This window comes from uncultured Sphingomonas sp., from assembly GCF_913062585.1.
Classification (GTDB): domain Bacteria; phylum Pseudomonadota; class Alphaproteobacteria; order Sphingomonadales; family Sphingomonadaceae; genus Sphingomonas.
Genome location: NZ_CAJXWX010000011.1, coordinates 52,133 through 79,089, shown reverse-complemented (window position 1 = coordinate 79,089; position 26,957 = coordinate 52,133). Strand labels below are relative to the sequence as shown.

28 protein-coding genes are annotated in these 26,957 nt (G+C 67.1%); 21 read left to right on the top strand and 7 right to left on the bottom strand.

The features are described from left to right. Positions 1-135: 135 nt before the first annotated feature. Both serA and QZ546_RS09415 read right to left on the bottom strand, forming a co-directional pair. On the bottom strand, positions 136-1,713 hold the full coding sequence (gene serA, locus QZ546_RS09420; protein WP_294236465.1) for a phosphoglycerate dehydrogenase: 1,578 nt from the start codon (positions 1,711-1,713) through the stop codon (positions 136-138). 152 nt (positions 1,714-1,865) lie between these two features. Further along, positions 1,866-3,020, bottom strand: a complete 1,155-nt coding sequence (locus QZ546_RS09415) for a phosphoserine transaminase (RefSeq protein WP_294236463.1) — start codon at positions 3,018-3,020, stop codon at positions 1,866-1,868. 143 nt (positions 3,021-3,163) lie between these two features. Between QZ546_RS09415 and QZ546_RS09410 the strand changes: the two genes are divergently transcribed. From QZ546_RS09410 to QZ546_RS09390, 5 genes are all read left to right on the top strand, one after another. Continuing rightward, a complete protein-coding gene (locus tag QZ546_RS09410) occupies positions 3,164-3,811 on the top strand; it encodes a DUF4328 domain-containing protein (RefSeq protein WP_294236461.1) in 648 nt (215 codons plus the stop codon). Between the two features lie 120 nt (positions 3,812-3,931). Then, positions 3,932-4,438 carry a DUF2975 domain-containing protein gene (locus tag QZ546_RS09405; protein ID WP_294236459.1) on the top strand — a complete coding sequence of 169 codons (507 nt, stop codon included), beginning with the start codon at positions 3,932-3,934 and terminating at the stop codon, positions 4,436-4,438. Beyond that, the gene (locus QZ546_RS09400) at positions 4,438-4,659 is read left to right on the top strand and encodes a helix-turn-helix transcriptional regulator (RefSeq protein WP_294236457.1); all 222 of its coding nucleotides are present in this window, start codon (positions 4,438-4,440) and stop codon (positions 4,657-4,659) included. Before QZ546_RS09405 ends, QZ546_RS09400 begins: the two co-directional genes overlap by 1 nt. A gap of 41 nt (positions 4,660-4,700) precedes the next feature. Continuing rightward, positions 4,701-5,372, top strand: a complete 672-nt coding sequence (locus QZ546_RS09395) for an extensin family protein (RefSeq protein ID WP_294236455.1) — start codon at positions 4,701-4,703, stop codon at positions 5,370-5,372. 33 nt (positions 5,373-5,405) lie between these two features. Further along, on the top strand, positions 5,406-6,293 hold the full coding sequence (locus tag QZ546_RS09390) for a TIGR00730 family Rossman fold protein (protein WP_294236452.1): 888 nt from the start codon (positions 5,406-5,408) through the stop codon (positions 6,291-6,293). A 274-nt stretch (positions 6,294-6,567) separates the two neighbouring features. On the opposite strand, the gene typA is transcribed toward QZ546_RS09390, so the two are convergent. Both typA and QZ546_RS09380 read right to left on the bottom strand, forming a co-directional pair. Then, positions 6,568-8,409 carry a translational GTPase TypA gene (gene typA / locus QZ546_RS09385; RefSeq protein WP_294236450.1) on the bottom strand — a complete coding sequence of 614 codons (1,842 nt, stop codon included), beginning with the start codon at positions 8,407-8,409 and terminating at the stop codon, positions 6,568-6,570. Between the two features lie 260 nt (positions 8,410-8,669). Continuing rightward, positions 8,670-11,615, bottom strand: coding sequence for a pitrilysin family protein (locus tag QZ546_RS09380; RefSeq protein WP_294236448.1), 2,946 nt, complete (start codon positions 11,613-11,615; stop codon positions 8,670-8,672). Between the two features lie 197 nt (positions 11,616-11,812). Between QZ546_RS09380 and QZ546_RS09375 the strand changes: the two genes are divergently transcribed. From QZ546_RS09375 to QZ546_RS09300, 16 genes are all read left to right on the top strand, one after another. Next, positions 11,813-12,574 (top strand): aspartyl/asparaginyl beta-hydroxylase domain-containing protein, encoded by a 762-nt coding sequence (locus tag QZ546_RS09375; RefSeq protein ID WP_294236446.1) that lies wholly within the window; start codon positions 11,813-11,815, stop codon positions 12,572-12,574. Positions 12,575-12,681: 107 nt separating this feature from the next. Next, entirely contained in the window at positions 12,682-14,478 is a 1,797-nt protein-coding gene (locus tag QZ546_RS09370; RefSeq protein ID WP_294236444.1) for a methyl-accepting chemotaxis protein, read from the top strand. A gap of 171 nt (positions 14,479-14,649) precedes the next feature. Further along, positions 14,650-15,219 (top strand): NifU family protein, encoded by a 570-nt coding sequence (locus QZ546_RS09365; RefSeq protein ID WP_294236442.1) that lies wholly within the window; start codon positions 14,650-14,652, stop codon positions 15,217-15,219. Beyond that, positions 15,219-15,809: a malonic semialdehyde reductase gene (locus tag QZ546_RS09360; RefSeq protein ID WP_294236440.1), complete on the top strand. Its 591-nt coding sequence runs from the start codon at positions 15,219-15,221 to the stop codon at positions 15,807-15,809. The genes QZ546_RS09365 and QZ546_RS09360 overlap by 1 nt, the downstream gene beginning before the upstream one ends. 8 nt (positions 15,810-15,817) lie before the next feature. After that, complete coding sequence (gene tsaB / locus QZ546_RS09355; RefSeq protein ID WP_294236438.1) at positions 15,818-16,456, top strand: tRNA (adenosine(37)-N6)-threonylcarbamoyltransferase complex dimerization subunit type 1 TsaB; 639 nt, start codon at positions 15,818-15,820, stop codon at positions 16,454-16,456. Continuing rightward, a complete protein-coding gene (locus QZ546_RS09350) occupies positions 16,456-16,926 on the top strand; it encodes a GNAT family N-acetyltransferase (protein WP_294236436.1) in 471 nt (156 codons plus the stop codon). The genes tsaB and QZ546_RS09350 overlap by 1 nt, the downstream gene beginning before the upstream one ends. Before the next feature lie 98 nt (positions 16,927-17,024). After that, positions 17,025-17,447: a Fur family transcriptional regulator gene (locus QZ546_RS09345; RefSeq protein WP_007406973.1), complete on the top strand. Its 423-nt coding sequence runs from the start codon at positions 17,025-17,027 to the stop codon at positions 17,445-17,447. Continuing rightward, complete coding sequence (locus QZ546_RS09340) at positions 17,444-18,193, top strand: 1-acyl-sn-glycerol-3-phosphate acyltransferase (RefSeq protein ID WP_294236435.1); 750 nt, start codon at positions 17,444-17,446, stop codon at positions 18,191-18,193. Before QZ546_RS09345 ends, QZ546_RS09340 begins: the two co-directional genes overlap by 4 nt. 76 nt (positions 18,194-18,269) lie before the next feature. Next, positions 18,270-18,662: a hypothetical protein gene (locus QZ546_RS09335; protein WP_294236433.1), complete on the top strand. Its 393-nt coding sequence runs from the start codon at positions 18,270-18,272 to the stop codon at positions 18,660-18,662. 184 nt (positions 18,663-18,846) lie between these two features. Continuing rightward, entirely contained in the window at positions 18,847-20,169 is a 1,323-nt protein-coding gene (gene miaB / locus QZ546_RS09330; protein ID WP_294236431.1) for a tRNA (N6-isopentenyl adenosine(37)-C2)-methylthiotransferase MiaB, read from the top strand. Positions 20,170-20,557: 388 nt separating this feature from the next. After that, positions 20,558-21,556: a PhoH family protein gene (locus QZ546_RS09325; protein ID WP_294236429.1), complete on the top strand. Its 999-nt coding sequence runs from the start codon at positions 20,558-20,560 to the stop codon at positions 21,554-21,556. 14 nt (positions 21,557-21,570) lie between these two features. Next, positions 21,571-21,840 (top strand): ribbon-helix-helix protein, CopG family, encoded by a 270-nt coding sequence (locus QZ546_RS09320; protein ID WP_294236427.1) that lies wholly within the window; start codon positions 21,571-21,573, stop codon positions 21,838-21,840. Beyond that, entirely contained in the window at positions 21,837-22,250 is a 414-nt protein-coding gene (locus QZ546_RS09315) for a type II toxin-antitoxin system VapC family toxin (protein WP_294236425.1), read from the top strand. The genes QZ546_RS09320 and QZ546_RS09315 overlap by 4 nt, the downstream gene beginning before the upstream one ends. Beyond that, complete coding sequence (gene ybeY / locus QZ546_RS09310; RefSeq protein ID WP_294236423.1) at positions 22,247-22,762, top strand: rRNA maturation RNase YbeY; 516 nt, start codon at positions 22,247-22,249, stop codon at positions 22,760-22,762. Before QZ546_RS09315 ends, ybeY begins: the two co-directional genes overlap by 4 nt. A 9-nt stretch (positions 22,763-22,771) precedes the next feature. Further along, the gene (locus QZ546_RS09305) at positions 22,772-23,677 is read left to right on the top strand and encodes a hemolysin family protein (RefSeq protein ID WP_294236421.1); all 906 of its coding nucleotides are present in this window, start codon (positions 22,772-22,774) and stop codon (positions 23,675-23,677) included. A 333-nt stretch (positions 23,678-24,010) separates the two neighbouring features. Further along, positions 24,011-25,339 carry a sorbosone dehydrogenase family protein gene (locus QZ546_RS09300; RefSeq protein ID WP_294236419.1) on the top strand — a complete coding sequence of 443 codons (1,329 nt, stop codon included), beginning with the start codon at positions 24,011-24,013 and terminating at the stop codon, positions 25,337-25,339. Between the two features lie 37 nt (positions 25,340-25,376). Here QZ546_RS09300 and QZ546_RS09295 read toward each other — a convergent pair whose 3' ends face one another. From QZ546_RS09295 to QZ546_RS09285, 3 genes are read right to left on the bottom strand one after another with little or no spacing between them, the layout of a single operon-like run. Beyond that, positions 25,377-26,006: a LysE family translocator gene (locus QZ546_RS09295; protein ID WP_294236417.1), complete on the bottom strand. Its 630-nt coding sequence runs from the start codon at positions 26,004-26,006 to the stop codon at positions 25,377-25,379. A 28-nt stretch (positions 26,007-26,034) separates the two neighbouring features. Next, positions 26,035-26,337: a polyhydroxyalkanoic acid system family protein gene (locus QZ546_RS09290; protein ID WP_294236415.1), complete on the bottom strand. Its 303-nt coding sequence runs from the start codon at positions 26,335-26,337 to the stop codon at positions 26,035-26,037. Continuing rightward, positions 26,334-26,765 carry a VOC family protein gene (locus QZ546_RS09285; RefSeq protein WP_294236414.1) on the bottom strand — a complete coding sequence of 144 codons (432 nt, stop codon included), beginning with the start codon at positions 26,763-26,765 and terminating at the stop codon, positions 26,334-26,336. The genes QZ546_RS09290 and QZ546_RS09285 overlap by 4 nt, the downstream gene beginning before the upstream one ends. Positions 26,766-26,957 lie beyond the last annotated feature (192 nt).

The following is a 26,957-nucleotide window of genomic DNA, read 5'->3' as shown; positions in this document are numbered from 1 at the left end:
GTTCCGAGGAGCATACCACTCCCTCTCCCCACTGGGGAGAGGGTCGGGGTGAGGGGTTGGGGCTTGGCACAGCGCTATCGCCCAGCCCCCGCCCCTCACCCAACCCTCTCCCCGAGGGGGAGAGGGCTTTTTAGATTAGAACCCCAAGCCCATCGCGGTCTTCACGCCCGGCAGCGCCTTGACCTTGGCGAGCAGGTCCGCGTCCACCGCCTCGTCGACCGAGAGCAACAGCACCGCTTCGCCGCCCGCCAAGCGGCGGCCGAGGTGGAAGGTGCCGATATTAACGCCCGCCTCGCCCAGCGTGGTGCCCAAGCGGCCGATGAAGCCCGGTGCGTCCTCGTTGACGACGTACAGCATCGGCCCGGCGAGATCGGCCTCGACCTTGATGCCGAACAGCTCGACCAGGCGCGGGGCCTGATCGCCGAACAGCGTGCCCGCGACCGAACGCTCGCCGTCCGCCGTCGTCACCGTCACGCGGACCAGCGTGTGGTAGTCGCCCTCGCGGTCATGGCGCACTTCGCGCACGTCGAGGCCGCGCTCCTTGGCGAGGAACGGCGCGTTGACCATGTTCACCGTGTCCGAATGGACGCGCATGAAACCCGCCAGCACCGCACCCGTGATCGGCTTGAGGTTGAGCGCGGCGGCCGCACCCTCCGCCTCGATCGCGATGCCCGTCACCGCACCGTGCGACAGCTGACCGACCAGCGAGCCGAGCTTTTCCGCCAGCGCCATATAGGGCTTCAGCTTGGGCGCTTCCTCGGCGGTCAGGCTCGGCATGTTGAGCGCATTGGTGACGCCGCCCGAGACCAGGAAATCGGCCAGCTGCTCGGCGACCTGAATCGCGACATTGACCTGTGCTTCGGTGGTCGACGCGCCGAGGTGCGGGGTCGAGATGAAGTTGGGCGTGCCGAACAGCGGGCTTTCCTTGGCCGGTTCGACCTTGAACACGTCGAGCGCCGCGCCGCCGATATGGCCCGAGTCGAGCCCTGCCTTCAGCGCATCCTCGTCGATCAGGCCGCCACGCGCGCAGTTGATGATGCGGACGCCCTTCTTGGTCTTGGCAAGATTCTCGGCCGACAGGATGTTGCGGGTCTGGTCGGTCAGCGGCGTGTGCAGCGTGATGAAGTCGGCGCGCGCCAGCAGCTCGTCCAGCGTGACCTTCTCCACGCCCATCTCGATCGCGCGCTCAGGCGTCAGGAACGGGTCGAAGGCGACGACCTTCATGCGCAGGCCCAGCGCGCGGTCGGCGACGATCGAGCCGATATTGCCCGCACCGATCAGACCCAGCGTCTTCGACGTCAGCTCGACGCCCATGAAGCGGTTCTTCTCCCACTTGCCGGCCTGGGTCGAGGCATCGGCCTCGGGCAGCTGGCGGGCGAGCGCGAACATCAGCGCGATGGCGTGTTCGGCGGTGGTGATCGAGTTGCCGAAGGGGGTGTTCATCACCACCACGCCCTTGGCGCTGGCGGCGGGGATATCGACGTTATCGACGCCGATCCCGGCGCGGCCGACGACCTTCAAGTTCGTCGCGTGCTCGAGGATGTCCTTCGTGACCTTAGTCGAACTGCGGATCGCCAAGCCGTCATAGTCGCCGATGATCGCCTTCAGCTCGTCCGGCGTCTTGCCGGTGATCTCGTCCACCTCGACCCCGCGCTCACGGAAGATCTGGGCGGCCTTGGGGTCCATTTTGTCGCTGATGAGAACTTTGGGCATGAGACAAGCTCCAGGAATAGGGGGATTTCTCCCTCTCCCCACTGGGGAGAGGGTCGGGGTGAGGGGTTGGGGCTTGGCGACACACGCGCCGCCTGGCCTAGAACCGCCCCTCACCCAACCCTCTCCCCGAGGGGGAGAGGGCTAAGATAAGGTCAGGCCTTGGCGGTGGCGTAGGCCCAGTCGAGCCAGGGGCCGAGCGCTTCGACATCGGCGGTCTCGACGGTGGCGCCGCACCAGATGCGCAGGCCCGCAGGCGCGTCGCGGTAACCCGCCACGTCATAGGCGGCCCCTTCGGCCTCCAGCAGCGAGGCCATCTTCTTGATGAGCGCCTCGTCCGCGCCCTCGACCGTCAGGCAGACGCTGGTGGTCGAGCGGATCGCCGGATCGGCCGCCAGATGGCCGAGCCAGTCGCGCTCTTCGACGATCTTGTTCAGCGCCGCCGCATTGGCGTCCGAGCGCTTGACCAGCGCCGCCGCGCCACCCAGCCCCTTGCCCCATTCGAGCGCGAAGATCGCGTCCTCGACGGCCAGCATCGACGGCGTGTTGATCGTCTCGCCCTTGAAGACGCCCTCGGCCAGCTTGCCCTTCGACACCAGGCGGAACACCTTGGGCAGCGGCCAGGCGGGGGTGTAGGTTTCGAGACGCTCGACTGCGCGGGGGCCGAGGATCAGGACGCCGTGCGCGCCCTCACCGCCCAGCACCTTCTGCCACGAGAAGGTCGCGACGTCGATCTTGTCCCAGGGCAGGTCATAGGCGAACACCGCGCTGGTCGCGTCGGCGAAGGACAGGCCCTCGCGGTCGTCGGCGATCCAGTCGCCGTTCGGCACGCGCACGCCGCTGGTGGTACCGTTCCAGGTGAACAGCACGTCGTTCGACCAGTCGACCGCGTTCAGATCGGCGATCTGGCCGTAATCGGCGCGCAGGACGGTCGGTTCGAGCTTCAACTGCTTGACCGCGTCGGTCACCCAGCCCTCGCCAAAGCTTTCCCAGGCGAGCGTCGTGACGGCGCGCGCGCCCAGCATGGTCCACATCGCCATCTCGAACGCGCCGGTGTCGGAGCCGGGGACGATGCCGATGCGGTGGGTGTCGGGGAGCTTCAGCAGCTCGCGCATCAGGTCGATGCAATATTGCAGACGCTGCTTGCCGAGCTTCGAGCGATGCGAACGGCCGAGGCTGTCCGTCGCGAGCTTGGCGACTTCCCAACCGGGAGGCTTGGCGCAGGGACCGCTGGAAAAATAGGGACGCGCCGGTTTGGTGGCGGGCTTCGCGGGCGCAAGAATGGCGTCAGCGGCAATCACATTAGTCATTTAAGACTCTCCTCACAGAGAGCACGCGCGGCGTTGGGACCGCGTGGCCCGTCGACGGCCCTAGCGATGTCGATCGAAGATGACAACCACAATCGCGTCGACGCAATATTGCGTCTAGGGAACCGGCAAAGGGGGAATTTCACATGCTCAGCAATCCGAAGCGCCTGGCGCGCTGGACCACAGCGCTCGCCTGTTTCTGGCTGGTCGGCAGCATCGTCCAGACGGCATTATATGTCTGGCGTATCAAGCTCTTGGGCGGCCTTGGCGATGCCCCCCAGACGCCGGAGGCGATCGCTCGCCTCGCCGACTCGCCGGATCCCACCCATATCGGGTTCGTCCTTATCTCGATTCTCTACCACATCGCGTTCCTGCGCTGGGTCTATGTCGTGAATCGCAACGCACAGCAGTGGAGCGATGCCATGACGATCAGTCCAGGCTGGAATGTCGGCTGGTTCTTCGTGCCCGTTGCCTGTCTCTGGAAGCCGTTCGAGGGGATTCGGGAAAGCCGCGGCGCCACCATCGACTCCGGCGCGCCCGAATCGGTCGACGTGCCGACCTGGCTGCGGCTGTGGTGGGGCCTGTTGATCGGAGCGAGCATCTACGGCAATGTCACGGCGATGATCCTGGGCGTGACGGAAACGCCGGACCAATGGATTTCGGCATCCTGGATGCACGTGGCCAGCATCGTCATCGACGCGCCGCTGGCCGTGCTGACCTGTCGATTGCTTCGCGATATCAGCATGTTGCAGAGCGCACGCATCGCCACCGAGAGCCAGGTCCCGCCCGAGTAAGACCAGTCCACGCTCCCGATCTGACATAGCATGGAATATCGAAATTCGATATTTATGTTGATTGACATTCGATAACACAATATTGAATTTCGATATCGGAACAGAATGGGAGAATCGACGATGACACGCTTTGCCAGTCACATCAGCATGCTGCTTTATGCCACGCTTCTCGGCCTGCTGGCATTCGTCACGGCCATCATCCTGGCGTCGGTCGGCGTGCTGATCGTCGATTCGATCTCGCCCGGCGCGCTGGGGGCGGTGCACGTCAACGCACAGGCCCTGGACATGAAGACGCCGGGCGTGGTCGCCGCCGCGCTGGCGGTCATGCTGATGGTGCTGTCGCTCGTCTGGGCCGCGCTGCTGCCGCTGATCCAGATGCTGCGCAGCACGGCGGCGGGACAGCCCTTCACCCTGGCCAACGTCAAGCGGCTGCACTGGATCGCGGCGACGATCGCCGTCGCCTATCTGTTGCAGTTCGTCCTGCCCCCCATACTGCCCTTCGAGTCGCGCGACATCGTCAAGCCGATGGGCGTCGACGGGGTGTTTGCGATCCTGCTGACGCTGGTGCTGGCCCAGGTCTTTCGCGAGGGCGTTCGCCTGCGCGAAGAGGCGGACGGAACGATCTGATGGCGATCCGCATCAATCTCGACCGGCTGCTGCTGGACCGGCGCATGTCGCTGACCGAACTCGCCGAGCGGGTCGACCTGACGCTGGCCAATCTCTCGATCCTGAAGACGGGCAAGGCGCGGGCGATCCGCTTCACCACGCTGGATGCGATCTGCACCGTGCTAGAATGCCAGCCGGGGGACATATTGGAACATGTCGCAGAACCGGCTCCGGATGCCTGATCCCTGCTGACAAAAGCGGAGCGGCAGCGGAAAGGGGGACCATGGTGCGCATCCCCCTTCCGCTGGTCGTCCCGATTCTGGGCGCGGCCCTCCTCTCCGCCTGCGGACGCCCCGATCGTTCCGAGCGCCCGGTCCAACAGGCCGCACGCCCCGAACCCTATCGCCCGCCGATCCGCGAGACGGCGCAATGCGAGGCCGATCTGCGGCGCGAGGGCGTCGACTATCGCCGCCTGCCCGACAAGGAACTCGGCCCCGGCTGCGGCCTGTACGGCGCGGTGCAGCTGACCGATATCGGCGTGCCGGTAACCGGGGTCACGGCGATGCGCTGCGGCAATGCGCGTGCCTTTGCCGGCTGGATCCGCAACGCCGTCGCCCCCGCCGCGTGGCAGATACTGGGATCGCAACTGGTCAAGGTCGAGGGCATGGGCAGCTATGCCTGTCGCAACATCGTCGGCACCAGCCGGATGGGCGACCGGCGGTCGGGCCATGCGCTGGCCAATGCGGTCGATGTCGGCGGCTTCGTCCTGAAGGACGGGCGGCGCATCACCCTGCTGAACGACTGGCATTCGACCGATCCGCAGATCCGCCAGTTCTGGGCGACCATTCGCGCCTCCGCCTGTCGGCGCTTCGGCACGGTGCTGACCCCGGATTACAATGCGGCGCACCGCAACCACCTGCACCTGGAGGATGATGCCGCGCATTTTTGCCGGTAGCGCGAGAGGCAGCGATCCCCTACATCATCTGAAATGACCGATAAAACCCAAGTACCGAACCGCGTCTTTCCCAATGCCAGCCAGGACGCCGAGAGCGCCAAGACGATCGTCTCGACGCCCCAGACCGAAAGCCCCGCCTATACGCTGGCCTTTCAGGATATGGACTTCCTGCTGCGGGAAGACCTTCGCCCCGTCCGTTTCCAGCTGGAGCTGCTAAAGGCGCAGCTGTTGCTCGAAGAGGCCAAGATCGCCTCGACCTTCGTCTTCTATGGCTCGGCGCGTATCCCGGAGCCCGCCAAGGCGCAGGCCATGCTCGACCTGGCGCATGACGACAAATCGCGTCGGATCGCCGAGAACCTGGTCGCCAAGAGCAAATATTACGACATCGCGCGCGAGCTGGCGCAGATCACCAGCCGCCTGCCCCGCGACGATCGCGGGATGCGGCAATTCGTCGTCTGCTCGGGCGGCGGCCCGTCGATCATGGAAGCCGCCAATCGCGGCGCGCATGACGTCGGCGCCGAGTCGGTGGGCCTGAACATCGTCCTGCCGCACGAGCAGGCGCCCAACCCTTACGTCACGCCGTCGCTCTCGCTCCAGTTCCACTATTTCGCGCTGCGCAAGATGCACTTCCTGCTGCACGCCCGCGCGCTGGCGGCCTTCCCGGGCGGGTTCGGCACGTTCGACGAGCTGTTCGAACTGCTGACCCTGATCCAGACGGGCAAGATCCAACCCATCCCCGTGCTGCTGTTCGGCCGTGCCTTCTGGGAACGCGTTGTCAATTTCGACGCGCTGGTCGAGGAAGGCGTGGTGTCCGAGCGCGACCTGGGCATCTTCACCTACGTCGAAACCGCCGAAGAGGCGTGGGACGTGGTCCGCAACTTCTACGAGGAACGCGCGCGCAAGGAAGCCGAGCGGGCGTAAGGCCCCTTCCCTAAATACTTTTTCGGAAGCCCGTCTCCCTCAAGGAGGCGGGCTTTTTTTCTGATGGTCCTGGTTGGGACATAGCGGCGCGAGGGACGTGGCCTTCGACTTCGCTCAGGCTGAACGGGGCGGTAGACGCGTGGAATCGGATTTTTCGGCCCCGGCAAACATACCAACCTCCGTTCAGCCTGAGCGAAGTCGAAGGCCACGGACGCCTCCCAAAGAAAAAGGGCCGGACGTTTCCGCCCGGCCCCTTTCCGATTGGCTAGCCTGATTACGCCGCCTTCGAGCGAGCCGCGCGCTTGCGCTCGTTCGGGTCGAGGTAGCGCTTGCGCAGACGGATCGACTTCGGGGTCACTTCGACCATCTCGTCGTCGTCGATATACGCAATGGCCTGTTCCAGCGTCATCTTCTTCGGCGGAGTCAGGCGGATGGCGTCGTCCTTGCCGCCCGACGCGCGGAAGTTGGTCAGCTGTTTCGCCTTCATCGGATTGACCTCGAGGTCATCCGTCTTGGCGTTCTCGCCGATGATCATGCCCTCATAGAGCGCCTCGCCATGGCCGACGAACAGGATGCCGCGCTCTTCGAGCGGACCCAGCGCATAACCCTGCGCCTCGCCGGCACCGTTCGAGATCAGGACGCCGTTCTTGCGACCCTCGATCTTGCCCTTGTGGGGGCCGTACTTCTCGAACAGGCGGTTCATGATGCCGGTGCCGCGCGTGTCCGACAGGAACTCGCCGTGATAGCCGATCATGCCGCGCGAGGGCGCGGAGAAGGTGATGCGGGTCTTGCCGCCGCCCGAGGGACGCATGTCGGTCATCTCGGCCTTGCGCAGGTTCATCTTCTCGACGACCGTGCCCGAATATTCCTCGTCCACGTCGATGATGACGGTTTCGTACGGCTCGGTCTTCTTGCCGTCCTCGTCCTCGCCGAACAGCACGCGCGGGCGGCTGATGCCCAGCTCGAAGCCTTCGCGGCGCATCGTCTCGATCAGAACGCCCAGCTGGAGTTCGCCGCGACCGGCAACCTCGAAGCTGTCGCGGTCGTCGCTCTCGGTGACCTTCACCGCGACGTTCGATTCCGCTTCGCGCATCAGGCGGTCGCGGATCATGCGGCTGGTGACCTTGGTGCCCTCACGGCCCGCCATCGGCGAGTCGTTCACCGCGAAACGCATCGACAGCGTCGGCGGATCGATCGGCTGCGCCTGCAGCGGCACGGTGACGCTGGTGTCGGCGATGGTGTTCGCCACCGTCGCAACCGCCAGACCCGCCAGCGAGATGATGTCGCCCGCCTTGGCTTCCTCGACCGGCACGCGGTCCAGGCCACGGAACGACAGGATCTTCGACGCGCGACCGGTTTCGATCACATTGCCCTCGGCGTCGAGCGCGTGGATCGCCTGGTTCAGCTTGACCGTGCCCGAGTTCACGCGGCCGGTCAGGATGCGACCCAGGAAGTTGTCGCGATCGAGCAACGTCACCAGGAAGGTGAAGGGCACGTCCTCGACTTCCACCTTGGGGGCGGGAACGTGGTTCACGATCGTCTCGAACATCGGGATCAGCGTGCCTTCGCGCGCGTCCATGTCGGTCGAGGCATAGCCATTGCGGCCCGAGGCGTAGAGGACGGGGAAGTCCAACTGCTCGTCATTCGCGTCGAGCGAGACGAACAGGTCGAACACTTCGTCCAGCACTTCCTGGATACGCGCGTCGGCGCGGTCGACCTTGTTGACGACGACGATCGGCTTCAGGCCGAGCGCCAGCGCCTTGCCGGTCACGAACTTCGTCTGCGGCATCGCGCCTTCCGACGAATCGACCAGCAGGACGACGCCGTCGACCATCGACAGGATGCGCTCCACCTCGCCGCCGAAGTCGGCGTGGCCGGGGGTGTCGACGATGTTGATGCGGATCGACTCGTCGCTGCCCGGCGGGGTCCAGTCGACCGAGGTCGGCTTGGCGAGAATCGTGATCCCGCGCTCCTTTTCCAGGTCGTTGGAGTCCATCGCGCGCTCTTCGACACGCTGGTTGTCGCGGAAGGTGCCCGACTGGCGGAACAGCTGATCAACCAGGGTCGTCTTGCCATGGTCGACGTGCGCGATGATCGCCACGTTGCGGAGGCTCATGCAAATTTCTCTTGTTCGGAGGGTATGTCGCCGCGCGCCATAGCCGAAAGCTGCGCAAAGCGAAAGAGTGGCGCGGATATTGCGGCGCACAAAGGTGGTTGGCGGTGTAAACGAGCGGGAAAGCGACAGGTTCCTCCCCGGCACGGGGAGGGGGACCGGCCGCAGGCTGGTGGAGGGGGGCTTCCACATGGGGCACCCCTTTCGGCACGCCCCCTCCACCAACGCTGCGCGATGGTCCCCCTCCCCGCGAGCGGGGAGGATTACTTCGCCTTCGGCACGACCTTCAGCGTCCAGTCGGTGTCCGACCGCAGATATTGTGCCGCCACCGCCTGCAGATCCGCCGGGCCGATCGACACGAAATCCTGGGCCAGCCGCCGGGTCGCCTCGATCCGCTTGGGATCATAGGCCGCCCCGCCCAGCCGCTGCATCCAGAACATGTTGCCGGAGGCCATGCGGGCCAGACGCTGCGCCATCGGACGCTTGATCCGCTGCAACTCGTCCGCCTCGATCGGCTTGGATGCCAGGTCGGCGGCGATCGACCGCGCGGTCGCCAGGAAGAAATCGACCTTGTCGGGCGCGACCATGCCGATCGCGATCATCCGCCCGCCGCCGGGCAGGCCGATCGGCCATTGGCTGGCGACCTGCGGGCTGTAGCTTGCGCCCGCCTGCTGGCGCATCCGGTCGAACAGCCGGTCGGCGAAGACCTGCGCCAGCACGTCGAGGCGGTTGCGGACCTGGTCCCCCGCCGAACCGCCGCCGGTCGGCCACGCGATGACCGCCGCCGCCTGGTCGGCGGGGCCGGTATGATAGCGCACGACCGGGGTCGCGACATGGGCGGGGAAGCGGATCGGCGGCACCGGCCCCACGACGGGGGCACGCGCCGGGATCGCCCCCAGGCTGTCGGCGACCGCCTGGATCGCGTCATCGGCCTTCACATCGCCGAACACCGAGACCTCGATCGGACCGGAGGCGAGCAGCGGCGCCCAGAGCGCCTTGAACGCCTCCGGCGTGGTCGCCGCCACCACGTCGCGCGGCGGCGTGCCCCAGCGCGGATCGCCGTCGCGCAGCAACCGCTCCAGATCATGGTCGAGCACCCCGTCTGGCGAGGAATCGAACCCGTCATAGCCCGCCAGCATCGCCGCCTTGGCCCGGTTGACCGGCGCGGCATCCCAGCGCGGTGCGACCAGCTTGGCCGCCATCAGCTTCAGATTGTCGGCATAATCGCCGGGCGACGACAAGGCGTTGAAGGCAAAGGCATCGTCGTCGATATCGAAGTCCATGCCCATGGTCCGCCCGGCGGTCATCCGATCGAGATCGCCCTGGTCGAACTTGCCGATGCCACCCGCGACCAGCGCCAGATCGGCCGCCCAGGCCGGACTCTCCTTCGTCGCGGGCAGCGCGTCATAGCCACGCCCGAACCGGACACGCAGATAGACGCGCCCCGTCTCGCCGTCATTGGCGAGCAGGAGCATCCGTACGCCGTTCGCAAAGGTGATCTTTTCCAGCCCCAGTTCGCCGATCTTCTCGCGCGACACGACCTTGCCGGGCGCGCCCAGCCGGGGCAGCTGCGCGAAGCTGATCGCGCCCTGGCGGCGGCGATGCTCGGCCAGCGGGCGGACATCGGCCTTCAGCGCGGCGGTCAGCCGGGCGACCGCATCCGCTTGCGCGGTGCGGGTGTTGACCAGCCCCCGCGTCGCCGTGCCCTGGAAGATCTTGCGGGTGGAGGCCAGCACCGTGTCCGGCGTGAACATCTTTGCCGCCACCGCCTGTTTGAAGATCTGGTAGCTGGTTTCGGGCGCCGTCACCGTCTCGCGGATGTCGAGCGCGCCGACCATGTCGTCGGCCTGTTTCGAGCCGGCCTCGACCCGCTGGGTATCCACCTCGTTGCGCAGGATCGCGTCGTAATCGGCCAGTTCGCGGTCGATCTCGGCTTGCGTCGGGGGCGTCGCCATCGCGTCGGCGATGACCGCCCGCACGTCCTTCAGCGCGGCTTCCCAATTGTCGCCGATCGGCACGACGTTGACCGTGGTCAGATTGGCCGAGCGCGACACGTCGTCGAGCGCGACGCTGGCCTGCAGAAAGCTGCCCCCCGCCCGCGCCCGGTTTTCCAGGCGGCGGCTGATGAGGCGCGCGGCGACCATGTCGACCATCCGCTTCTGGTTGAAGATCGCGGTGTCGTCCTGATAATGCCAGGGGCGAAGCACCGCCATCGCCACGACCGGCGGCATGGACGGCTCGACCAGCGCGCCCGCGACCGGAGCATCGGCCTTGGGGCTGCCGAAATCGGGATCGGGCGGATTGGGCCCCACGCCCTGCCACGACCCGAAATTCTTCGTGACCAGCTTCGCCAGCAACAGCGGGTCCATGTCGCCCGAGATGATGACGACCGCGCGTTCGGGGCGATACCAGCGATCGTGGAAGGCGCGCACCGTCTCGGGCGTCGCGGCCTCCAGCGTCTTGAGCTGGCCGATCGGCGAGCGCTCGGCCAGCGGCTGACCGGCGAAGAAGGTCTCGCGCAGCTTGTCCGAATAGCGGACCTGCGGCCCCGGCTGCTCGCGCCGCTCGGCCAGCACGACGGGGCGCTCGGCGTTCAGCGACTGGGCGGTGATCGACGGCGCGGCCATCATGCCGCTGAGGATCTTCAGGCTCTCGTCCAGCCCCGCCTCGGTCGCGCCGGGCAGGTCGAGCTGATAGACGGTCTGGGTCGGCGTGGTCGACGCATTGGAGTCCGAGCCGAAGGTCGCGCCCAGCCGCTGCCAGATACGCTTGGCCTCGCCATCGGGGACATGCTGCGATCCGCGGAAGGACAGGTGCTCGATCAGATGTGCGAAGCCGCGCTCCGAATCCTGTTCGTTCAGCGAGCCCGCGTCGATCCGCACCCGCACCGCCACCTGCCCCGGCGGCACGCCGTTGCGCCGGACCGCGAAGCGCAGGCCATTGGCCAGCCGCCCGAACTTCCACATCTTGTCCTGCGGCAGGTCGGAGCCCTTGTAGAGCCAGGGCGACTGGTCGACGCCGGCAATCGGCGGCAGCGGGGCGAGCGGATCGGGGGCGGTGCCCACCACGCTCGCCGGCACCGGCATACCTTGCGGGACGGAGCGATTGTCCGTCTGGCCGTTGGTGGGAACCTGGCCGATGACGGGAAGCGCCAGTCCCAGAAGGACCGGCAGGGCAAGACAGCGCATTGCGCGGGACGGAAACGCCATGCGCCCTCTTAACCCGGCGCAAGGCGGATCGCCAGCCGCCCCTAAATCGCCCCAAAGCGCCGCGATTGGGCCGCAAGCCCTGGGCGTCCGCCATCATTTCGACCCAGTGGCGCGCTACCCGCCTTTCCACCGAACCCGCGTCACAAGGGCCATTGATGCCCGGGCGCCGGGGTCGGGCCGGGGAAGTGCGGAACGTGATGACCAAGTCGATGAATGCGCGCGCCCAGAGCGAGGGGCCGGGCACAATATGGCACAATTCGGGCGAGACCGATCGCCCTGCCGGTCCGCCGCCGCCCGTCCGCCCCGCCGAAGCCCTCGTCCGACTGGCCCCTGTCACCGTCTCCATGCCCGTGTCGCCCGTCCCGCCGATGCTGCGCGCCTGTCGCCTGCTGGACGGCTGGATCGCCGGATCGTCCCTCGCCTCGAACGAGCCGGTGCTCGACGTGCGCGATTTCGGCTGGACCGATGCGCTGCGCCGCGACTGGTCGGCGATTCGCGACGAAGCGCTGACGCTGGCGGTCGAGGGCACCCCACCCCTCGCCCCGTGCGGCATCATACCGCTCTGGCGGAACGGCCGCGCCCTGGATGACAGGATCGCCGCCTGCCCCCGCACGGCCGAGGCCCTGGCCGCCGTGCCCGGGCTTCACGATGCCGGTTTCGCCCTGCTCGCCCCCGGTGCGCATGTCGCCCCGCCGCGCGGCGCGACCAAGGCGCTGATCAGCTGTCATCTCGGGCTGGTCGTGCCCCGTGACGGCGGCGCGCGGATGCGGGTGCGCGATCGTATCGTCCGCTGGGCGGAAGGGCAGACGCTGGTGTTCGACGATACCTTCCCGCACGAGGTGTGGAACGAGGCGGAAGCCATGCGCCTGGTCCTGCGCCTGCGCTTCGTCCGCCCGCTGCGCCAACCGGGGCGGGGGATCGCGAACGGCATCCTGCGCCTGTTCGGCGCGATCCTGTGACGACCGCGAAAATCGCCGGACCAATTCGGCTTTCTTAACCCATTTATAACCGCTGCCGCACGACAGGGCGGGCTCGGCCTCCGGCCCCAAACTGTCACGGATTTGTCATGATTTTCAAAAGCGTAGCGGCACGCCTGATTGCCCCTGCCTTGATCTCGATGCTCCTGCTGGCGGGGTTGTCGGCGATCACGCTCCACATCGCGGCCCGCGTGGCCGAGGCCAATGCCGCGGCCGGCGCGGCAGAGGCCGCGATGCTACGCCTGGCGGAGGCACGCTCGATCAGCCGCTCGCTTCAGCGTGATGCGCTGAACCTGGTCATCGAGGCCGATCCCGCCGAGCATCGCACGATCCAGAACAAGTTCGATACCCGACTGACCCGCTTTGCCGAGCAGCTGGCGCAACTGCGTACCGATCCCTATGCAGCCGTCTCCCCCGACTATGTCACGTCGCAGGCGAATGTTCGCGAGCAGCTGGAACAGGTCGGGCGCCTGGCCGCCACCGGCGACCGTGCCGGGGCACTTGCCCATTTCCGCGAATCGGTTCGACCGGCCGAACGCCGCGCCTCCAAGATCGCCGATGCGCGCATCGACGCGCTGACCCAGGAGATTGCGGACCTCCACGCCCGCGCCGATGCGGTCGCCGAACAGGGGCGCTGGATCCTGATCGGGTCGACGATTCTGCTGGCCGTGGCGGGACTGGCGACGGGGCTTACCATGACGCTGCGCACCGTGGTGCGGCCGCTGCACGACCTGCGCCACGCGATGGGCGCCCTGGCCGAGGGCCGGGTCGACCGGCCTATCCCCCATGCCACGCGCGGGGACGAGGTCGGCGACATGGCGCGGTCCATGGCCGAGTTTCGCGACCAGCTGGCCCGCGCCGAGGCGAGCAAGGCGGCGCAGACCGATCTGATCGTCACCAGCATCGGCCAGGGCCTGTCCGCGCTGGCACAGGGCGACCTGACCGCCCGGATCGAGGCGCCGCTGGCCGCGCCGTTCGACCGGCTGAAGGCGGATTTCAATGCCGCCATCACCGCGCTGCACGCCGCGCTCAGCGCGGTCGTGAGTGCGACGGGTGGCGTGCGCGCGGGGGCGATGGATATCCGCCAGGCGTCCGACGATCTGTCGCAGCGCACCGAGCAACAGGCCGCCAGCCTGGAGGAAACCGCCGCCGCGATGGACGAGATCACGGCGACCGTCCGCCACGCCGCCAGCGGCGCGACCGAGGCCGTCCAGGCGCTGGAAAAGACGCGAACCGATGCGCGCGACGGCGGCGCCGTGGTCGTCCGCGCCCGCACTGCGATGGCGGACATCGAGCGGGCCTCGGCCGAGATCGAACAGATCATCGGCGTGATCGACGGCATCGCCTTCCAGACGAACCTGCTGGCGCTGAACGCCGGGGTCGAGGCGGCGCGCGCCGGTGACGCGGGCAAGGGCTTCGCCGTCGTCGCCTCCGAGGTTCGCGCGCTCGCCCAGCGGTCCGCCGAAGCCGCCAAGGACGTCAAGGCGCGGGTGCTGGCCAGCGCGGGCGGCGTGCGGACGGGCGTCGCGCTGGTCGGCGAAACCGGCGAGGCGCTGGAGCGGATCAATCACGGCATGGGCCAGCTCGGCACGATGATGACTGCGATCGCCGCCGATGCGAACCGCCAGGCGACCGGGCTGGGCGAGGTGAATGTCAGCCTGACCCAGATGGACATGGTCACGCAGCAAAATGCCGCGATGGTCGAACAGGCGACCGCCGCCTCGCGCAACCTGGCCGAGGAGGCGGAGGAGCTGTCGCGCGCGGTCGCCCGCTTCCGGCTGGACGCGGCACCCGCCGCCCCCGTCCGGATGGCCGAGCCGAAGGAACATCGGACGAAACGCCAATCCGTTCCCCGCGCCGCCAATGAAAGCTGGTCGGCCTTCTAGGAGCGATGGGCCTTTCCTCCCTCGCCCCTCGCAGAGGGGAGAGGGAAGGAAGGTCCGACGCGTGGCGATCCGCTCAGAACCCCATCATGATCAGCCAGGATTGCGCGCCGGAAACGCATCCTTTCCCGGAGCCTGCTTGATCCCTGCCGCGCGCCGCGCCACATGGGGGCCATGCTGATCGAGACCGAACCGACGCCCAACCCGGCGACGCTGAAATTCCTGCCCGGCCGCAAGGTCATGGACAGCGGCACCCGCGACTTCGCCTCGCCCGAGGAAGCCGCCGCCAGCCCGCTGGCCGAGGCGATCTTCAACCTCGGCGACGTGACCGGCGTGTTCTTCGGCCGCGACTTCGTCTCGGTCACCATCGCGCCCGGGGCGGAATGGGCGGATGTGAAGCCGGACGTATTGGGCATCCTGCTCGATCATTTCTCCGCGCAGATGCCGCTGTTCCGCCAAGGCTCGGCCGATTTCTCCGTGCCATCGGAAGAGAATTTCACCGACGATCCCGAGGATGCCGACATCGTCGCGCAGATTCGCGAGCTGATCGACACGCGCGTCCGCCCCGCGGTCGCCAATGACGGCGGCGACATCGTCTATCGCGGCTTCGACAAGGGCAAGGTGTACCTGAAGATGCAGGGCGCCTGCGCCGGTTGCCCCTCGTCCACCGCGACGCTGAAGAACGGCATCGAGCAGTTGCTGCGCCATTATGTTCCCGAAGTCACCGAAGTAAGGGCCGTTTGATGAACCCGATCGACGACGCCAGCCTGGACCGGCTGTTCCGCGAAGGCCGCACCTTCAACCATTATCTCGACACCCCCGTCGGCGAGGATGAGATCCGCGCGATCTGGGATCTGATGAAGATGCCGCCGACCTCAACCAACCAGAGCCCGGCGCGCATGGTCTGGTGCCTGAGCCAGGAGGCGAAGGAAAAACTCGCCGCCTGCGCCTCGGACAGCAATGCCGACAAGATCCGCAAGGCGCCCGCCGCCGTCGTGATCGGCATGGACGTGAACTTCCACGAGAACCTGCCCCAGCTGTTCCCGCATGTGGATGCCAAGAGCTGGTTCGATGGCAATACCGAGCTGCGCGAGGCCTCGGCCTTCCGCAACAGCTCGCTCCAGGGTGCCTATCTGATCCTCGCCGCGCGTGCGGTGGGGCTGGATACCGGCGCGATGTCGGGCTTCGACCAGGGCGCGGTGGACAAGGCGTTCTTCGCCGACCAGCCGGGCGTCCGGTCGAACTTCATCGCGACGCTGGGTTACGGCGACCGCGAGACGCTGCACCCGCGCAATCCACGCCTGGCGTTCGAACAGGCCAACCAGATCGTCTGAGCCGCCCCTTGCGCACGCTGATCATCGACACCGCCACCGCCGCCTGCTCCGTCGCCCTTCTCGACGGCGACCGGGTGGTCGCGCGCGCCCATGACGTGGTCGGGCGCGGCCATGCCGAAAAGCTGGTGCCGATGATCGCCGCCCTGCCGGATGGCGGCCGGGCCGAGCGCGTCCTGGTCGATTGCGGGCCGGGCAGCTTCACCGGCATCCGGGTCGGCATCGCGGCAGCGCGCGGGCTGGCGCTGGGCTGGGGCGTGCCCGCGACCGGCTACAGCTCGCTGGCGCTGGTCGCCGCCGCCGGCTTTGCCACGCGCGACGACGAGGCGCTGACGGTGGTGCTGGAGGGCGGGCATGGCGAGGTTTTCGTCCAGCCCTTCGCGCGCGACCTGACCGCCCTCGCCCCCTTCGCCTCGATGAAGCCCGACGCCGCGCTCGCCGCGCTGGCGAGGCGGACCGCGATCGGCAACGGCGTCCGCTGGCTGACCGCGCTGTCGCCCGACCTGCCCGTGGTCGAGGCGCTGCCCGATGCCGCAGAGGGCTGGCGCCTGCCCCCGGCCCTGACCGACCTGCCCCCGCGCCCGGTCTATGGCCGCGCGCCCGATGCCAAGCTGCCCGGCGGGATCACCCCGCCCGAGCTGGCCGCCTGATGGCGAGCATCGGCGTCTCGTTGCGCCCCGGCGATACGCGCGATGCCGGGATCGTCGAACACATCATGACCGCCGCCTTCGACCCGCAATGGGGCGAGGCCTGGACCCGGGCACAGCTTCTGGGCGTGATGGCGCTGCCCGGCATCACGCTGCTGATCGCCGAGGCGGGCGAGGAACCGGCGGGCTTTGCGCTGACCCGATCGGTCATGGACGAAGCCGAGTTGCTGTTGCTGGGCGTCGTCCCCGAGCATCGTCGCCACGGCATCGGCAGCTTGCTGGTCGAGGCGGTCGTCGGCGATTGCGCCGCACAGAGCGTCGCGACGCTGCATCTGGAGGTGCGGTCGAACAACCCCGCCATCCTCTTCTACACCCGGCACGATTTCGCCAAATGCGGCGAGCGGCGCGATTATTACAAGGGTGCCGACGGTCGCCGTTACGACGCGCATACCTATAACCGGGTCATAGGCTGACCCGATCATAGTTTCCGGGTTATTGCGAGTCGCTATCCTCTTTTCGCAATAGCGCTTTGGGGGTAGAGAGGGGTCTGCCTGAGGAGTTGAAATTTACCATGGCCCGCAAAATTGATCTCGAAGCGCTGTGCGCCCAAAAAGGTCTGCGCATCACCGAACAGCGCCGCGTGATCGCCCGCGTCCTGTCGGAGGCGGAGGACCATCCCGATGTCGAAAAAGTCTATGAGCGCGCCGCCAAGATCGATCCCGGCATTTCGATCGCGACCGTGTACCGCACCGTCCGCCTGTTCGAGGAGGCCGGCATCCTGGACCGTCACGACTTCGGCGACGGCCGCGCCCGCTACGAGCCGTCGCCCGAAGCGCATCACGACCATCTGATCGACGTCGAAACCGGCCGCGTGATCGAGTTCGTCGACCCCGAGCTGGAACAGCTGCAAAAGGCGATCGCCGAAAAGCTGGGCTTCCGCCTGGTCGATCACCGGATGGAACTCTACGGCGTCAGCCTCGACCGCAAGGGGTGAGCGCGCTCGCGGCCTCTGTCGACGCCGATCAAAAGGGCGGCCTGCGTGCAGCGGGTCGCCTTTCGTGCATCGTGGGGGCGCTGCTCGTCGCGCTGGCGCTGCATGGAATCTGGCGCGCGCTGGGGCGGTTCTCGCCCTGGCCGCGCCGGTTCCTGCGCCGGGTGGCGATCATTCTTGGCGCCGATATCCGTGTCATCGGGGCACCTGAGCGCCGCGATGTGATGATCGCCGCCAATCATCTGAGCTGGATGGACATCCTCCTGCTCGCGGGTACGTCCGGCACGCGTTTCGTCGCGAAGGCGGAGGTGGCGCGACTGCCGCTGATCGGCTGGCTGGCGAGCCTCAACCGCACGCTGTTCGTCGAACGCGGCGACCGGCTGGGCGTGAGCGATCAGGTCGCGACGATCCGCGCGGCGCTGACCGAGGGACAGCCGCTGGCGGTCTTTCCGGAGGGGACGACCGGCGACGACCTGGCCCTCCTGCCCTTCAAGCCCGCGCTGTTCGCCGCGCTGGTCCCCGCCCTGCCCGGCATTCGGGTCCAGCCGGTGCGAATCGATTATGGCGCGGCCTCGGCGGATCTCGCGTGGCTGGGCAGTGATCCGGGCGATGCGCACGCCAGGCGGGTGCTGCGCCGACCGGGGCGCTTCACCGTGACGCTCCACTATCTGGCGCCCTTCGATCCCGCCGCCTTCCCCGATCGCAAGGCCATCGCGGCCGAGGCGCGACGGCGGATCGCAGCCTCCTGAAATCCTGCCCGAAATCCTGCATCGCCAGCGCGCGAGCCTGGCGATAGGATGGCGGCGATCAGATGGGGGATATGCCATGCTCAAGACGATTCTCGTTGCCGCCAGCCTACTGACCGCCACTGCCGCAAGCGCCCAGATGGCGAATCCCTGCCCCGGCGGGACCCAGCCCGCCACGATCCGCCACAGCAAGATCAAGCCCGGCCAATGGGCGACCTTCGCCAAGGCGGTCGCCGCGCACAATGGCTGGTATGTCAGCCATAACGACCCCACCCGCACGACCTTGGTCCGCGTCCTGACACGCGGCTCCAGCGGCCCGGTCGTGACCGATGCGGAAGCGGTGACGATCACCCGCTATGGCGCCTCCAAACCGCAGGCGCCTCGCGACGCAGCCTATTCGGCCTTCACCGACCTGTATCGCCAGAGCAGCGACATGGCGGACGAAACCCGCGTCTGCCTGCCCCAGGGCTGAGAGCCAATATTCCTCCCCTGAAAGGGGAGGTGGCAGGGCGAAGCCCTGACGGAGGGGTGTCACCCTCTCGATAACGCGGCACCCCTCCACCAAGCTGCGCACGCCCCCCTCCCCTTGCAGGGAAGGAATGAAGGACATCGCCCGACGCTGGCGAGCGCGCGCCTTTTGCGATAAGGGGCGCGCCATGCCCGCATCCCCCAAGACCTTTCACGTCAAGTCCTTCGGTTGTCAGATGAACGTCTATGACGGCGAGCGCATGGCCGAGTTGATGGCCGCGCAAGGCCTGTCGGCGACCGACGATGCCGCCGCCGCCGATCTGGTCGTGCTCAACACCTGCCATATCCGGGAAAAGGCGACCGAAAAGGTCTATTCGGACATTGGCCGCCTGCGCAAGGACGCGGGCGAACAGGGTCGCAAGCCGATGATCGCGGTCGCGGGCTGCGTCGCCCAGGCCGAAGGCGCGGAGATCGTCCGCCGCGCCAAGGTCGACGTCGTCGTCGGTCCGCAGGCCTATCACAACCTGCCCGAGTTGGTCGCGAAGGCGGCGGCGGGCGAGGCCGCGCTCGACACCGACATGCCGGTCGAGTCGAAGTTCGTCCACCTGCCCGGCCGTCGCAAGGTCGGCCCCTCGGCCTTTCTGACGGTGCAGGAAGGGTGCGACAAATTCTGCACCTATTGCGTCGTGCCCTATACGCGTGGCGCGGAGGTCAGCCGCTCCTATTCGGCGATCATGGACGAGGCGCGGGCGCTGGTCGATGCGGGCGCGCGTGAGATCACGCTGCTGGGCCAGAACGTCAATGCGTGGAACGACGCCGACGACCGCGGCCTGCACGGGCTGATCCGCGAGCTGGACCGGATTCCGGGGCTGCACCGCATCCGCTATACGACCAGCCATCCCAACGACATGACGCAGGGGCTGATCGACGCGCACCGCGATGTCGAGAGCCTGATGCCCTTCCTCCATTTGCCGGTCCAGTCGGGCAATGACCGCATCCTGAAGGCGATGAACCGCCAGCATACGCGCGACAGCTATATGCGCGTCATGGACCGGGTCCGCGCGGGGCGCCCCGACATCGCGCTGTCGGGCGATTTCATCGTCGGCTTCCCCGGCGAAACCGAGGAAGAGTTCGCCGACACGCTGAGCTTGGTCGACGCGATGGGCCATGCCCAGGCGTTCAGCTTCAAATACTCCCCCCGCCCCGGCACGCCCGCTGCGACCATGGCGGATCAGGTTCCCGCCGAGGTGATGGACGACCGGCTCCAGCGCCTGCAGGCCGCGCTCAACCGCGACCAGCACGCGTTCAATCTGGCGAGCGTTGGGCGCACCTGCACCGTCCTGCTCGAGCGACGCGGCAAGCTGCCCGGCCAGATGCTCGGCAAGTCGCCCTGGCTCCAGTCGGTCCATCTGATCGGCGACCACCAGATCGGCGACCTGGTCGAGGTCGAACTGGTCGCGGCGGGCCCGAACTCGCTGACCGGACAGGCGAAGGTGAAGGCTGCGGCGTAAGCCGTCCCCCCTACCTCCGTTCAGGCTGAGCGAAGTCGAAGCCCATGCGATGCCGATCGTTCACGCGAAGACGCGACGGCGCAAAGAGGTATCGCTCGTCACAAGCGCATCCCGTCATCGCGGACGGAAGACACGGTACTTTGATACGCCATCTTCGCGTCCTCGCGTCTTCGCGCGAACCAAATTTTCTTGATCGCGCAGAGGCGCAGAGAGCGCGGAGGAAGAAGAGGGTCTCCCGATCGCGAGGACGTGCTCTTCTTCTCTGCGTCCTCCGCGCCTCTGCGCGCCAAAAACCTTGCGAACGTCACACCCATGTCACGCAATTTCGCTGGCGTTCCGACCGCCGCCACCCCATCTTGGTGGCAACCACAGACGGTGAAAGGACCGCATGAGCCGCAAGCCCCTCCCCGCCCAGGCCGGTGAACGCAGCCGGGCGGAACTCAGCTTCGACAAGCCGCAAGTGCTGGCGCAGCTGTTCGGCCAATATGACCGCAATCTGGTCGCGTTGGAAAATCGATTGGGCGTCTACATCACCGCGCGCGGCAACCGTGTCGGGCTGGAGGGGACCGCCGAGCAGGTGGCGCTGGCGCGCGACGTGCTGAACGACCTGTATGCGCGGATCCAGCGCGGCGAGGAGGTCGATACCGGCCTGGTCGACGCATCGATCGCCATGGCATCCGAACCGACGCTGGACGGCATCCTGAGCGCCGAACGCTCCTCGGCGCCGCCGATCATGATCCGCACGCGCAAGAAGACGATCGTGCCGCGCACCCCCGCCCAGGCGCATTACATGAAGGAGCTCGTGTCGAACGACATGATCTTCGCGCTCGGCCCGGCGGGCACCGGCAAGACCTATCTGGCGGTGGCGCAGGCGGTGGCGCAGCTCATCACCGGATCGGTCCAGCGCCTGATCCTGTCGCGCCCGGCGGTCGAGGCGGGCGAGAAGCTGGGCTTCCTGCCCGGCGACATGAAGGAGAAGGTCGATCCCTATCTCCGCCCGCTCTACGACGCGCTGCACGACTGCCTCCCCGCCGAGCAGGTGGAGCGGCGGATCGCCAGTGGTGAGATCGAGATCGCGCCCATCGCCTTCATGCGCGGCCGGACGCTGGCCGATGCCTTCGTCATCCTCGACGAAGCGCAGAACACCACGCCCGCGCAGATGAAGATGTTCCTGACCCGATTCGGCCAGAACAGCCGCATGGTCATCTGCGGCGATCCCAACCAGGTCGACCTGCCCGGCGGCGTCGCGGCCTCTGGCCTGGCCGATGCCGTGCGTCGTCTGGAAGGCATTGAGAGCATCGCCATGAGCCGCTTCACCGCCGCCGACGTCGTCCGTCACCCGATCGTCGGGCGGATCGTCGATGCCTATGAAGGGCCGAACGCCTGATATAGGATGGGACCATGGCCGAACGCGATCCCTATCCTCCGCTGACGCTGGGCTCCGAGACGAGCGAGCAGGTCGCGCTCGCCGCCCGGCGGCTCGGCGTCAGCGAGGAGGAGGCAATTCGGCGGGCTTTGGCGGAGTTGCTGGCAAAAGGCCCGCCTGAACAGCCAGACCGGCGACCGCTTCGAGATGTCATCGCCGAACTGCACCGTACTTCGCCGCTACCGCCACCGACAGGAATCGTCATCGACAAGGCATTTTACGACGATCTTTCGGGCGGCCTGTGAGTCTGTTCGTCGACGCGTCCGCTCTGGTCGCGATCATCCTCAAAGAGCCGGATGTCGATATGCTTGCGGATCGGCTCGAGCGCCACGAACGTCGTTTGACGAGCGCCATCGCGCTCTGGGAGACGATGGCGGCAGTCCGCCGCGCGCGTGATACGAGCGTCGAACTGGCATGGGCCGAGGTCGAACGATTCCGCATCGCACTCGGTCTCAAGCTCATGCCGATCGGCGCGGAAGAAGCCGAACAGGCCGTCATCGCCCATGCCCGCTACGGCAAGGGCCATCACCCCGCCCGCCTCAACATGGGCGATTGCTTCGCCTATGCCTGTGCCCATGGCGTCGCGGCGGAACTCTTGTACAAGGGCGACGATTTCGCCCTGACTGACCTGGCTGCCCCGGAAAGGCCCCGATGATCGAGATTGCCCTGATCCATGAAGAGCCCTGGTCCGGGGACGAGGAAAGCTGGGAGACGCTGGCCACCCGTGCCGCGCGCGCCGCGATCGAGCGGACGCCGCACGGCCCCCTGCTGACCACGCCCGCACTGATCGAGATCTCGGTCCGGCTGACCAGCGACGACGAGGTCCACGCGCTCAACCACCAGTATCGCCAGAAGGACAAGCCGACCAACGTCCTGTCCTTCCCGATGGTGCAGCCCGACCTGATCGAGACGGTCACGCAGAATTCGGACGATGGCGAAGTGCTGCTGGGCGATATCGTCCTGGCGCACGGCGTCTGCGTGGCGGAGGCGGCCGAGCGCGGGATTTCGGCCGAAACACATGCCACGCATCTTCTGGTGCATGGCGTGCTGCATCTGCTAGGCTATGACCATATGAACGATGACGAGGCCGAAGCGATGGAGGCGATCGAACGCGACGCGCTGGCCAGCCTCGGCATCGCCGACCCCTATCTAGTGCGCGAGGACTGACACCCCCCGATGGCCGACGGCCCCAGTAGCAGCACCGGCAACGGTGACTCCCATGAATCCGGCATCTGGCAGGGGCTGAAATCCCTGATCTTCGGCGGCGATCAGGAAGAATCGCTGCGCGACCAGTTGGAAGAGGCGATCGACCGGCATGAGGGCGATCCCGGCCCCGATGCCAAGGGCGACCTGACCCCGCTGGAGCGGCAGATGGTCCGCAACCTGCTGCATTTCGGCGAGCGCGATGCCGGCGATGTGGGCGTGCCGCGCGCCGACATCATCGCCGTCGAGGAACAGACGACCTTCGACCATCTGGTCCAGATCTTCGCCGAGGCGGGGCACAGCCGCCTGCCCGTCTATCGCGAGACGCTCGATGCGATCATCGGGATGGTCCATATCAAGGACGTTTTCAACATCCTGGCGACCGGCGCGGAGCATCCCGCAACGCTCGCCGGGCTGATCCGCGATCCGCTCTATGTGCCGATGTCGCGCGGCGCGCTCGACCTGCTGGCCGACATGCGCCAGAAGCGGGTGCATCTGGCGGTGGTGCTCGACGAATATTCGGGCACCGAGGGCCTGGTCACCATCGAGGACCTGATCGAGGAGATCGTCGGCGAGATCGAGGACGAGCATGACGAAGCGCCGCAGGCGCTGCTCGTGCCGCTCGACGGCGGGGCTTGGGATGCCGATGCGCGCGTCAGCCTGGAGGAAGTCGGCCGTGCGGTCGATCCGGCACTGGAAGAGGCCGAGGACGATGTCGACACGCTGGGCGGCCTGACCGCCGTGCTGGCGGGCCAGGTGCCCGAGCCCGGCACCTGCATCGACCATCCGAGCGGCTGGCGGATCGAGGTGACGGAGGCCGACGAGCGTCGCATCCATCGCCTGCGCCTGCATCCGGCGGTCGCGTCCGAGGCCGAGTAGACGGCCGGCGGCGTCATTCGCTCATCCGATCACGGGTAGCAATTAAATCGATTTCCGTCGCCGCGTAAATCGCCCTAGTCCATGAGTGTCGGCGGAAACATTGTCCCCAAGACATTCCGCAAGACTATGGACACCCAAACTTCCCGATTTCGACCATGCGGGTAAACTCCCTGATCCTCGCATGGTCGATGGCCGCCGATGCACTCCCATTTTGCATCGGCGGCCGCCCTTTTGCAGGGGCATGACGCGACGGGCCTGGGGCGGCCCCCGATCTGCTCCGGAACGGCATATCGCCCCCTTCCCCAGCCCGCACGCTCGGCCTATCTGTGGGCCATGCGCAAACATGTCCTGATCGTCCTCGGCATCATCGTCCTGATCGGTATCGCCGTCATCGCCTGGCTCGCCTGGCCCGATACCGCGCGGCTGAGCGTCGACCAGGTCGCGGGCAAGCAGCCGGTGATCGAGGCGCCGCGCGAACAGGTCATCCCGACCGTCGGCATCGCCAAGCCGGTCGGCTGGGCGAATGGCGCAAAGCCGAGTGTCGCACCGGGCCTGACGATCCAGCCCTTTGCGACCAACCTGGACCATCCGCGCTGGCTGTACGAACTGCCCAATGGCGATGTACTGGTCGCCGAGACCAATTCGCCGCCGCGCCCCAGCTCGGGAATCGTCGACCGGGTGATGAACTTCTTCCTGGGCCGGGCGGGCGCGGCGGTGCCGTCCGCCAATCGCATCACCCTGCTGCGCGACACCAATGGCGACGGCAAGGCGGACCTGAAGACGCCGTTTATGACCGGGCTCAATTCGCCCTTCGGCATGGTGTTGTTCGACGGGCAGCTCTACATCGCCGACACCGACGCGCTGGTCCGCGTGCCCTATGTAGAGGGCGAGACGAAGATCACGGCCAAGCCGGAGAAGGTCGTGCCGTTGCGCGGTGGCGGCAATCACTGGGCCCGCAACGTGATCGCCTCGGGCGATGGGCAGACGCTGTTCGTCTCGGTCGGCTCGGCCAGCAATATCGCGGACAACGGGCTGGACGCCGAGAAGAACCGCGCCGCCATCCTGCAGGTGTGGCCAAAGGACAAGAACTGGCGCATCTATGCGGCGGGGCTGCGCAATCCGACCGGCATGGCGCTTAATCCCGCCAATGGGCGGCTGTGGACCGTGGTCAATGAGCGCGACATGCTCGGCTCGGACCTGGCGCCCGACTATCTGACCCAGGTCGAATTCGGCGATCACTTCGGCTGGCCCTGGTATTATTGGGGCGGCTATCCCGACAATCGCGTCCAGCCCGCCCAGCCCGCGCTCCAGCAATATGTAAAGCGCCCCGACTATGCGCTGGGGCCGCATGTGGCAGCACTCGGCCTGACCTTCTCGACCGGCGCGAAGCTGGGCGAGCGCTTTGCGAACGGCGCGTTTATCGGCGAACATGGTTCGTGGAACCGCAAGCCGCCCTCGGGCTACAAGGTCGTCTTCGTCCCCTTCGGCCCCGGCGCCTTCCCGACGCCAAAGGCCAAGCCGGTCGACGTGGTCAGCGGCTTCCTGAACGCCAAGGGCGAAGCGCAGGGGCGCCCCGTGGGCGTGATCGTTGACAAGACCGGCGGCCTGCTGGTCGCGGACGATGTGGGCAATGTGGTGTGGAAGGTCAGCGCGGCGAGATAATCCGAGGGGCCCGGCCGATCGGGGCCCCTTGGACTGCTCAGCTGGGCTTCACCTTCAGGAGGGCCAAGCCGAATCCCATGAAGATCGCACCCGTCAGCCGGTTGAAAGCCCGCTTGACCATCGGCCGAGCGAGGTAGCGCGCCAGCGATCGGCCGCCCAGCGCATAGACCGCATACCACAGCGCCTCGATCACCGCGAAGGTGACGACCAGGATCGCGAATTGCGGCGCCTGCGCTTCCGCCGGGTTGATGAACTGCGGAAGGAAGGCGACCGCGAACAGGATCAGCTTGGGATTGCTGATCCCGATAAGGAAGCCGCCGCGAAATACCGCGCGCCGCGACAGGCCGGGCGGGATCGCCCCGTCGCCGACATCGACCGGCGCGACCTCGGCCCGCCAAGCCTTGATCCCCAGGAACAACAGATAGGCGACACCCGCATAACGGATCACCTCGAACGCCCCCGGCAGCGCGAGCAACAGCGTGGTGAGTCCCGCGGCAGAGGCGGCGAGCACGAGGACTACCGCACTCAGGCACCCCGCCATGGCGGCGACGCTGCGTCGCAGCCCCATATCGACCGAGCGGGTCATGATGTGCAGCATGTTGGGACCGGGTGTTCCCGACAACAGGAATACAGCCCCGACGAACAGCCACCAGGTATGAAGCGCCATATACCCCCCTTTCCCCTAAGCGGGGTCCTTATTTCAACAGCTTCGGCGCCTCCGACCGGATCACCGCCTCCAGCTGACTGGAGAAGAGCGACAGGAAAGCGGGCAGGTTCACCACCGCATGGACTTTGTCCTCATAGATGGTGGCCTGCGCGCCGATCGACTGGCCCATCGCGCCGACCGTGAAGTGCATCGTGTCGCCGTCCCAGCGATGCTCGACGGTCGCGCCGCCGGGGATCATCCGCCCGATCTTGCCGATGCTCCCGTCCAACCGCTGGCGCACGCCCTCCTTGCCGAGCTGGTGCGGGATATCGAGCGAAACGGGGGCGCTCATGCGGGCATCTCTGTGGCGAAGAGCATCGAATCGTCGGCAAAGGCCTTGAACTCCAGCGCGTTGCCGCTGGGATCGCGGAAGAACATCGTCGCCTGCTCGCCCGGCTGGCCCCTGAACCGGACATAGGGCGCGATGCCGAAGGCCACGCCCGCCGCCTCGACCCGGGCGGCGAGGGTTTCCCAGTCGGCCATGGTCAGGACGACGCCGAAATGCGGCACCGGCACTTGATGCCCGTCGACCGCATTCTCGACGGCGACGGGCTCGGCGGCGGGATCGAGATGCGCGACGATCTGGTGGCCGAACAGGTCGAAGTCGATCCAGTGATCGCTCGACCGGCCCTCGGGGCAGCCCATGATTTCACCATAGAAATGGCGGGCGGCGGCCAGGTCGTGGACCGGGAAGGCGAGGTGGAAGGGGCGCAGGGTCATGGGCGCAAGCTAGGGTGGCGAGGGCCGATTTGCCAGCCTTTCCTCCCCTGGAAGGGGAGGTGGCGGGCGTAGCCCGACGGAGGGGTGTCACGGCCAGGAGAGCGGACCACAACAAGCGGCGATACCCCTCCACCATGCTGCGCATGGTCCCCCTCCCCTTCCAGGGGAGGAATTTCAGGATGATCCCGCATT

What these genes read in the sequence shown, in the direction of transcription:
- QZ546_RS09395 (WP_294236455.1), top strand. Translation starts at nt 4,701, where the DNA reads ATGGTGCGCATCCCCCTTCCGCTGGTCGTCCCGATTCTGGGCGCGGCC.
- QZ546_RS09400 (WP_294236457.1), top strand. Translation starts at nt 4,438, where the DNA reads ATGGCGATCCGCATCAATCTCGACCGGCTGCTGCTGGACCGGCGCATG.
- miaB (WP_294236431.1), top strand. Translation starts at nt 18,847, where the DNA reads ATGCCCGCATCCCCCAAGACCTTTCACGTCAAGTCCTTCGGTTGTCAG.
- QZ546_RS09345 (WP_007406973.1), top strand. Translation starts at nt 17,025, where the DNA reads ATGGCCCGCAAAATTGATCTCGAAGCGCTGTGCGCCCAAAAAGGTCTG.
- QZ546_RS09410 (WP_294236461.1), top strand. Translation starts at nt 3,164, where the DNA reads ATGCTCAGCAATCCGAAGCGCCTGGCGCGCTGGACCACAGCGCTCGCC.
- QZ546_RS09335 (WP_294236433.1), top strand. Translation starts at nt 18,270, where the DNA reads ATGCTCAAGACGATTCTCGTTGCCGCCAGCCTACTGACCGCCACTGCC.
- QZ546_RS09415 (WP_294236463.1), bottom strand. Translation starts at nt 3,020, where the DNA reads ATGACTAATGTGATTGCCGCTGACGCCATTCTTGCGCCCGCGAAGCCC.
- QZ546_RS09365 (WP_294236442.1), top strand. Translation starts at nt 14,650, where the DNA reads ATGCTGATCGAGACCGAACCGACGCCCAACCCGGCGACGCTGAAATTC.
- QZ546_RS09290 (WP_294236415.1), bottom strand. Translation starts at nt 26,337, where the DNA reads ATGAGCGCCCCCGTTTCGCTCGATATCCCGCACCAGCTCGGCAAGGAG.
- QZ546_RS09320 (WP_294236427.1), top strand. Translation starts at nt 21,571, where the DNA reads ATGGCCGAACGCGATCCCTATCCTCCGCTGACGCTGGGCTCCGAGACG.
- QZ546_RS09380 (WP_294236448.1), bottom strand. Translation starts at nt 11,615, where the DNA reads ATGGCGTTTCCGTCCCGCGCAATGCGCTGTCTTGCCCTGCCGGTCCTT.
- QZ546_RS09295 (WP_294236417.1), bottom strand. Translation starts at nt 26,006, where the DNA reads ATGGCGCTTCATACCTGGTGGCTGTTCGTCGGGGCTGTATTCCTGTTG.
- QZ546_RS09350 (WP_294236436.1), top strand. Translation starts at nt 16,456, where the DNA reads ATGGCGAGCATCGGCGTCTCGTTGCGCCCCGGCGATACGCGCGATGCC.
- QZ546_RS09300 (WP_294236419.1), top strand. Translation starts at nt 24,011, where the DNA reads ATGCGCAAACATGTCCTGATCGTCCTCGGCATCATCGTCCTGATCGGT.
- QZ546_RS09360 (WP_294236440.1), top strand. Translation starts at nt 15,219, where the DNA reads ATGAACCCGATCGACGACGCCAGCCTGGACCGGCTGTTCCGCGAAGGC.
- serA (WP_294236465.1), bottom strand. Translation starts at nt 1,713, where the DNA reads ATGCCCAAAGTTCTCATCAGCGACAAAATGGACCCCAAGGCCGCCCAG.
- QZ546_RS09305 (WP_294236421.1), top strand. Translation starts at nt 22,772, where the DNA reads ATGGCCGACGGCCCCAGTAGCAGCACCGGCAACGGTGACTCCCATGAA.
- QZ546_RS09375 (WP_294236446.1), top strand. Translation starts at nt 11,813, where the DNA reads ATGACCAAGTCGATGAATGCGCGCGCCCAGAGCGAGGGGCCGGGCACA.
- QZ546_RS09405 (WP_294236459.1), top strand. Translation starts at nt 3,932, where the DNA reads ATGACACGCTTTGCCAGTCACATCAGCATGCTGCTTTATGCCACGCTT.
- ybeY (WP_294236423.1), top strand. Translation starts at nt 22,247, where the DNA reads ATGATCGAGATTGCCCTGATCCATGAAGAGCCCTGGTCCGGGGACGAG.
- typA (WP_294236450.1), bottom strand. Translation starts at nt 8,409, where the DNA reads ATGAGCCTCCGCAACGTGGCGATCATCGCGCACGTCGACCATGGCAAG.
- QZ546_RS09370 (WP_294236444.1), top strand. Translation starts at nt 12,682, where the DNA reads ATGATTTTCAAAAGCGTAGCGGCACGCCTGATTGCCCCTGCCTTGATC.
- QZ546_RS09285 (WP_294236414.1), bottom strand. Translation starts at nt 26,765, where the DNA reads ATGACCCTGCGCCCCTTCCACCTCGCCTTCCCGGTCCACGACCTGGCC.
- QZ546_RS09390 (WP_294236452.1), top strand. Translation starts at nt 5,406, where the DNA reads ATGACCGATAAAACCCAAGTACCGAACCGCGTCTTTCCCAATGCCAGC.
- QZ546_RS09325 (WP_294236429.1), top strand. Translation starts at nt 20,558, where the DNA reads ATGAGCCGCAAGCCCCTCCCCGCCCAGGCCGGTGAACGCAGCCGGGCG.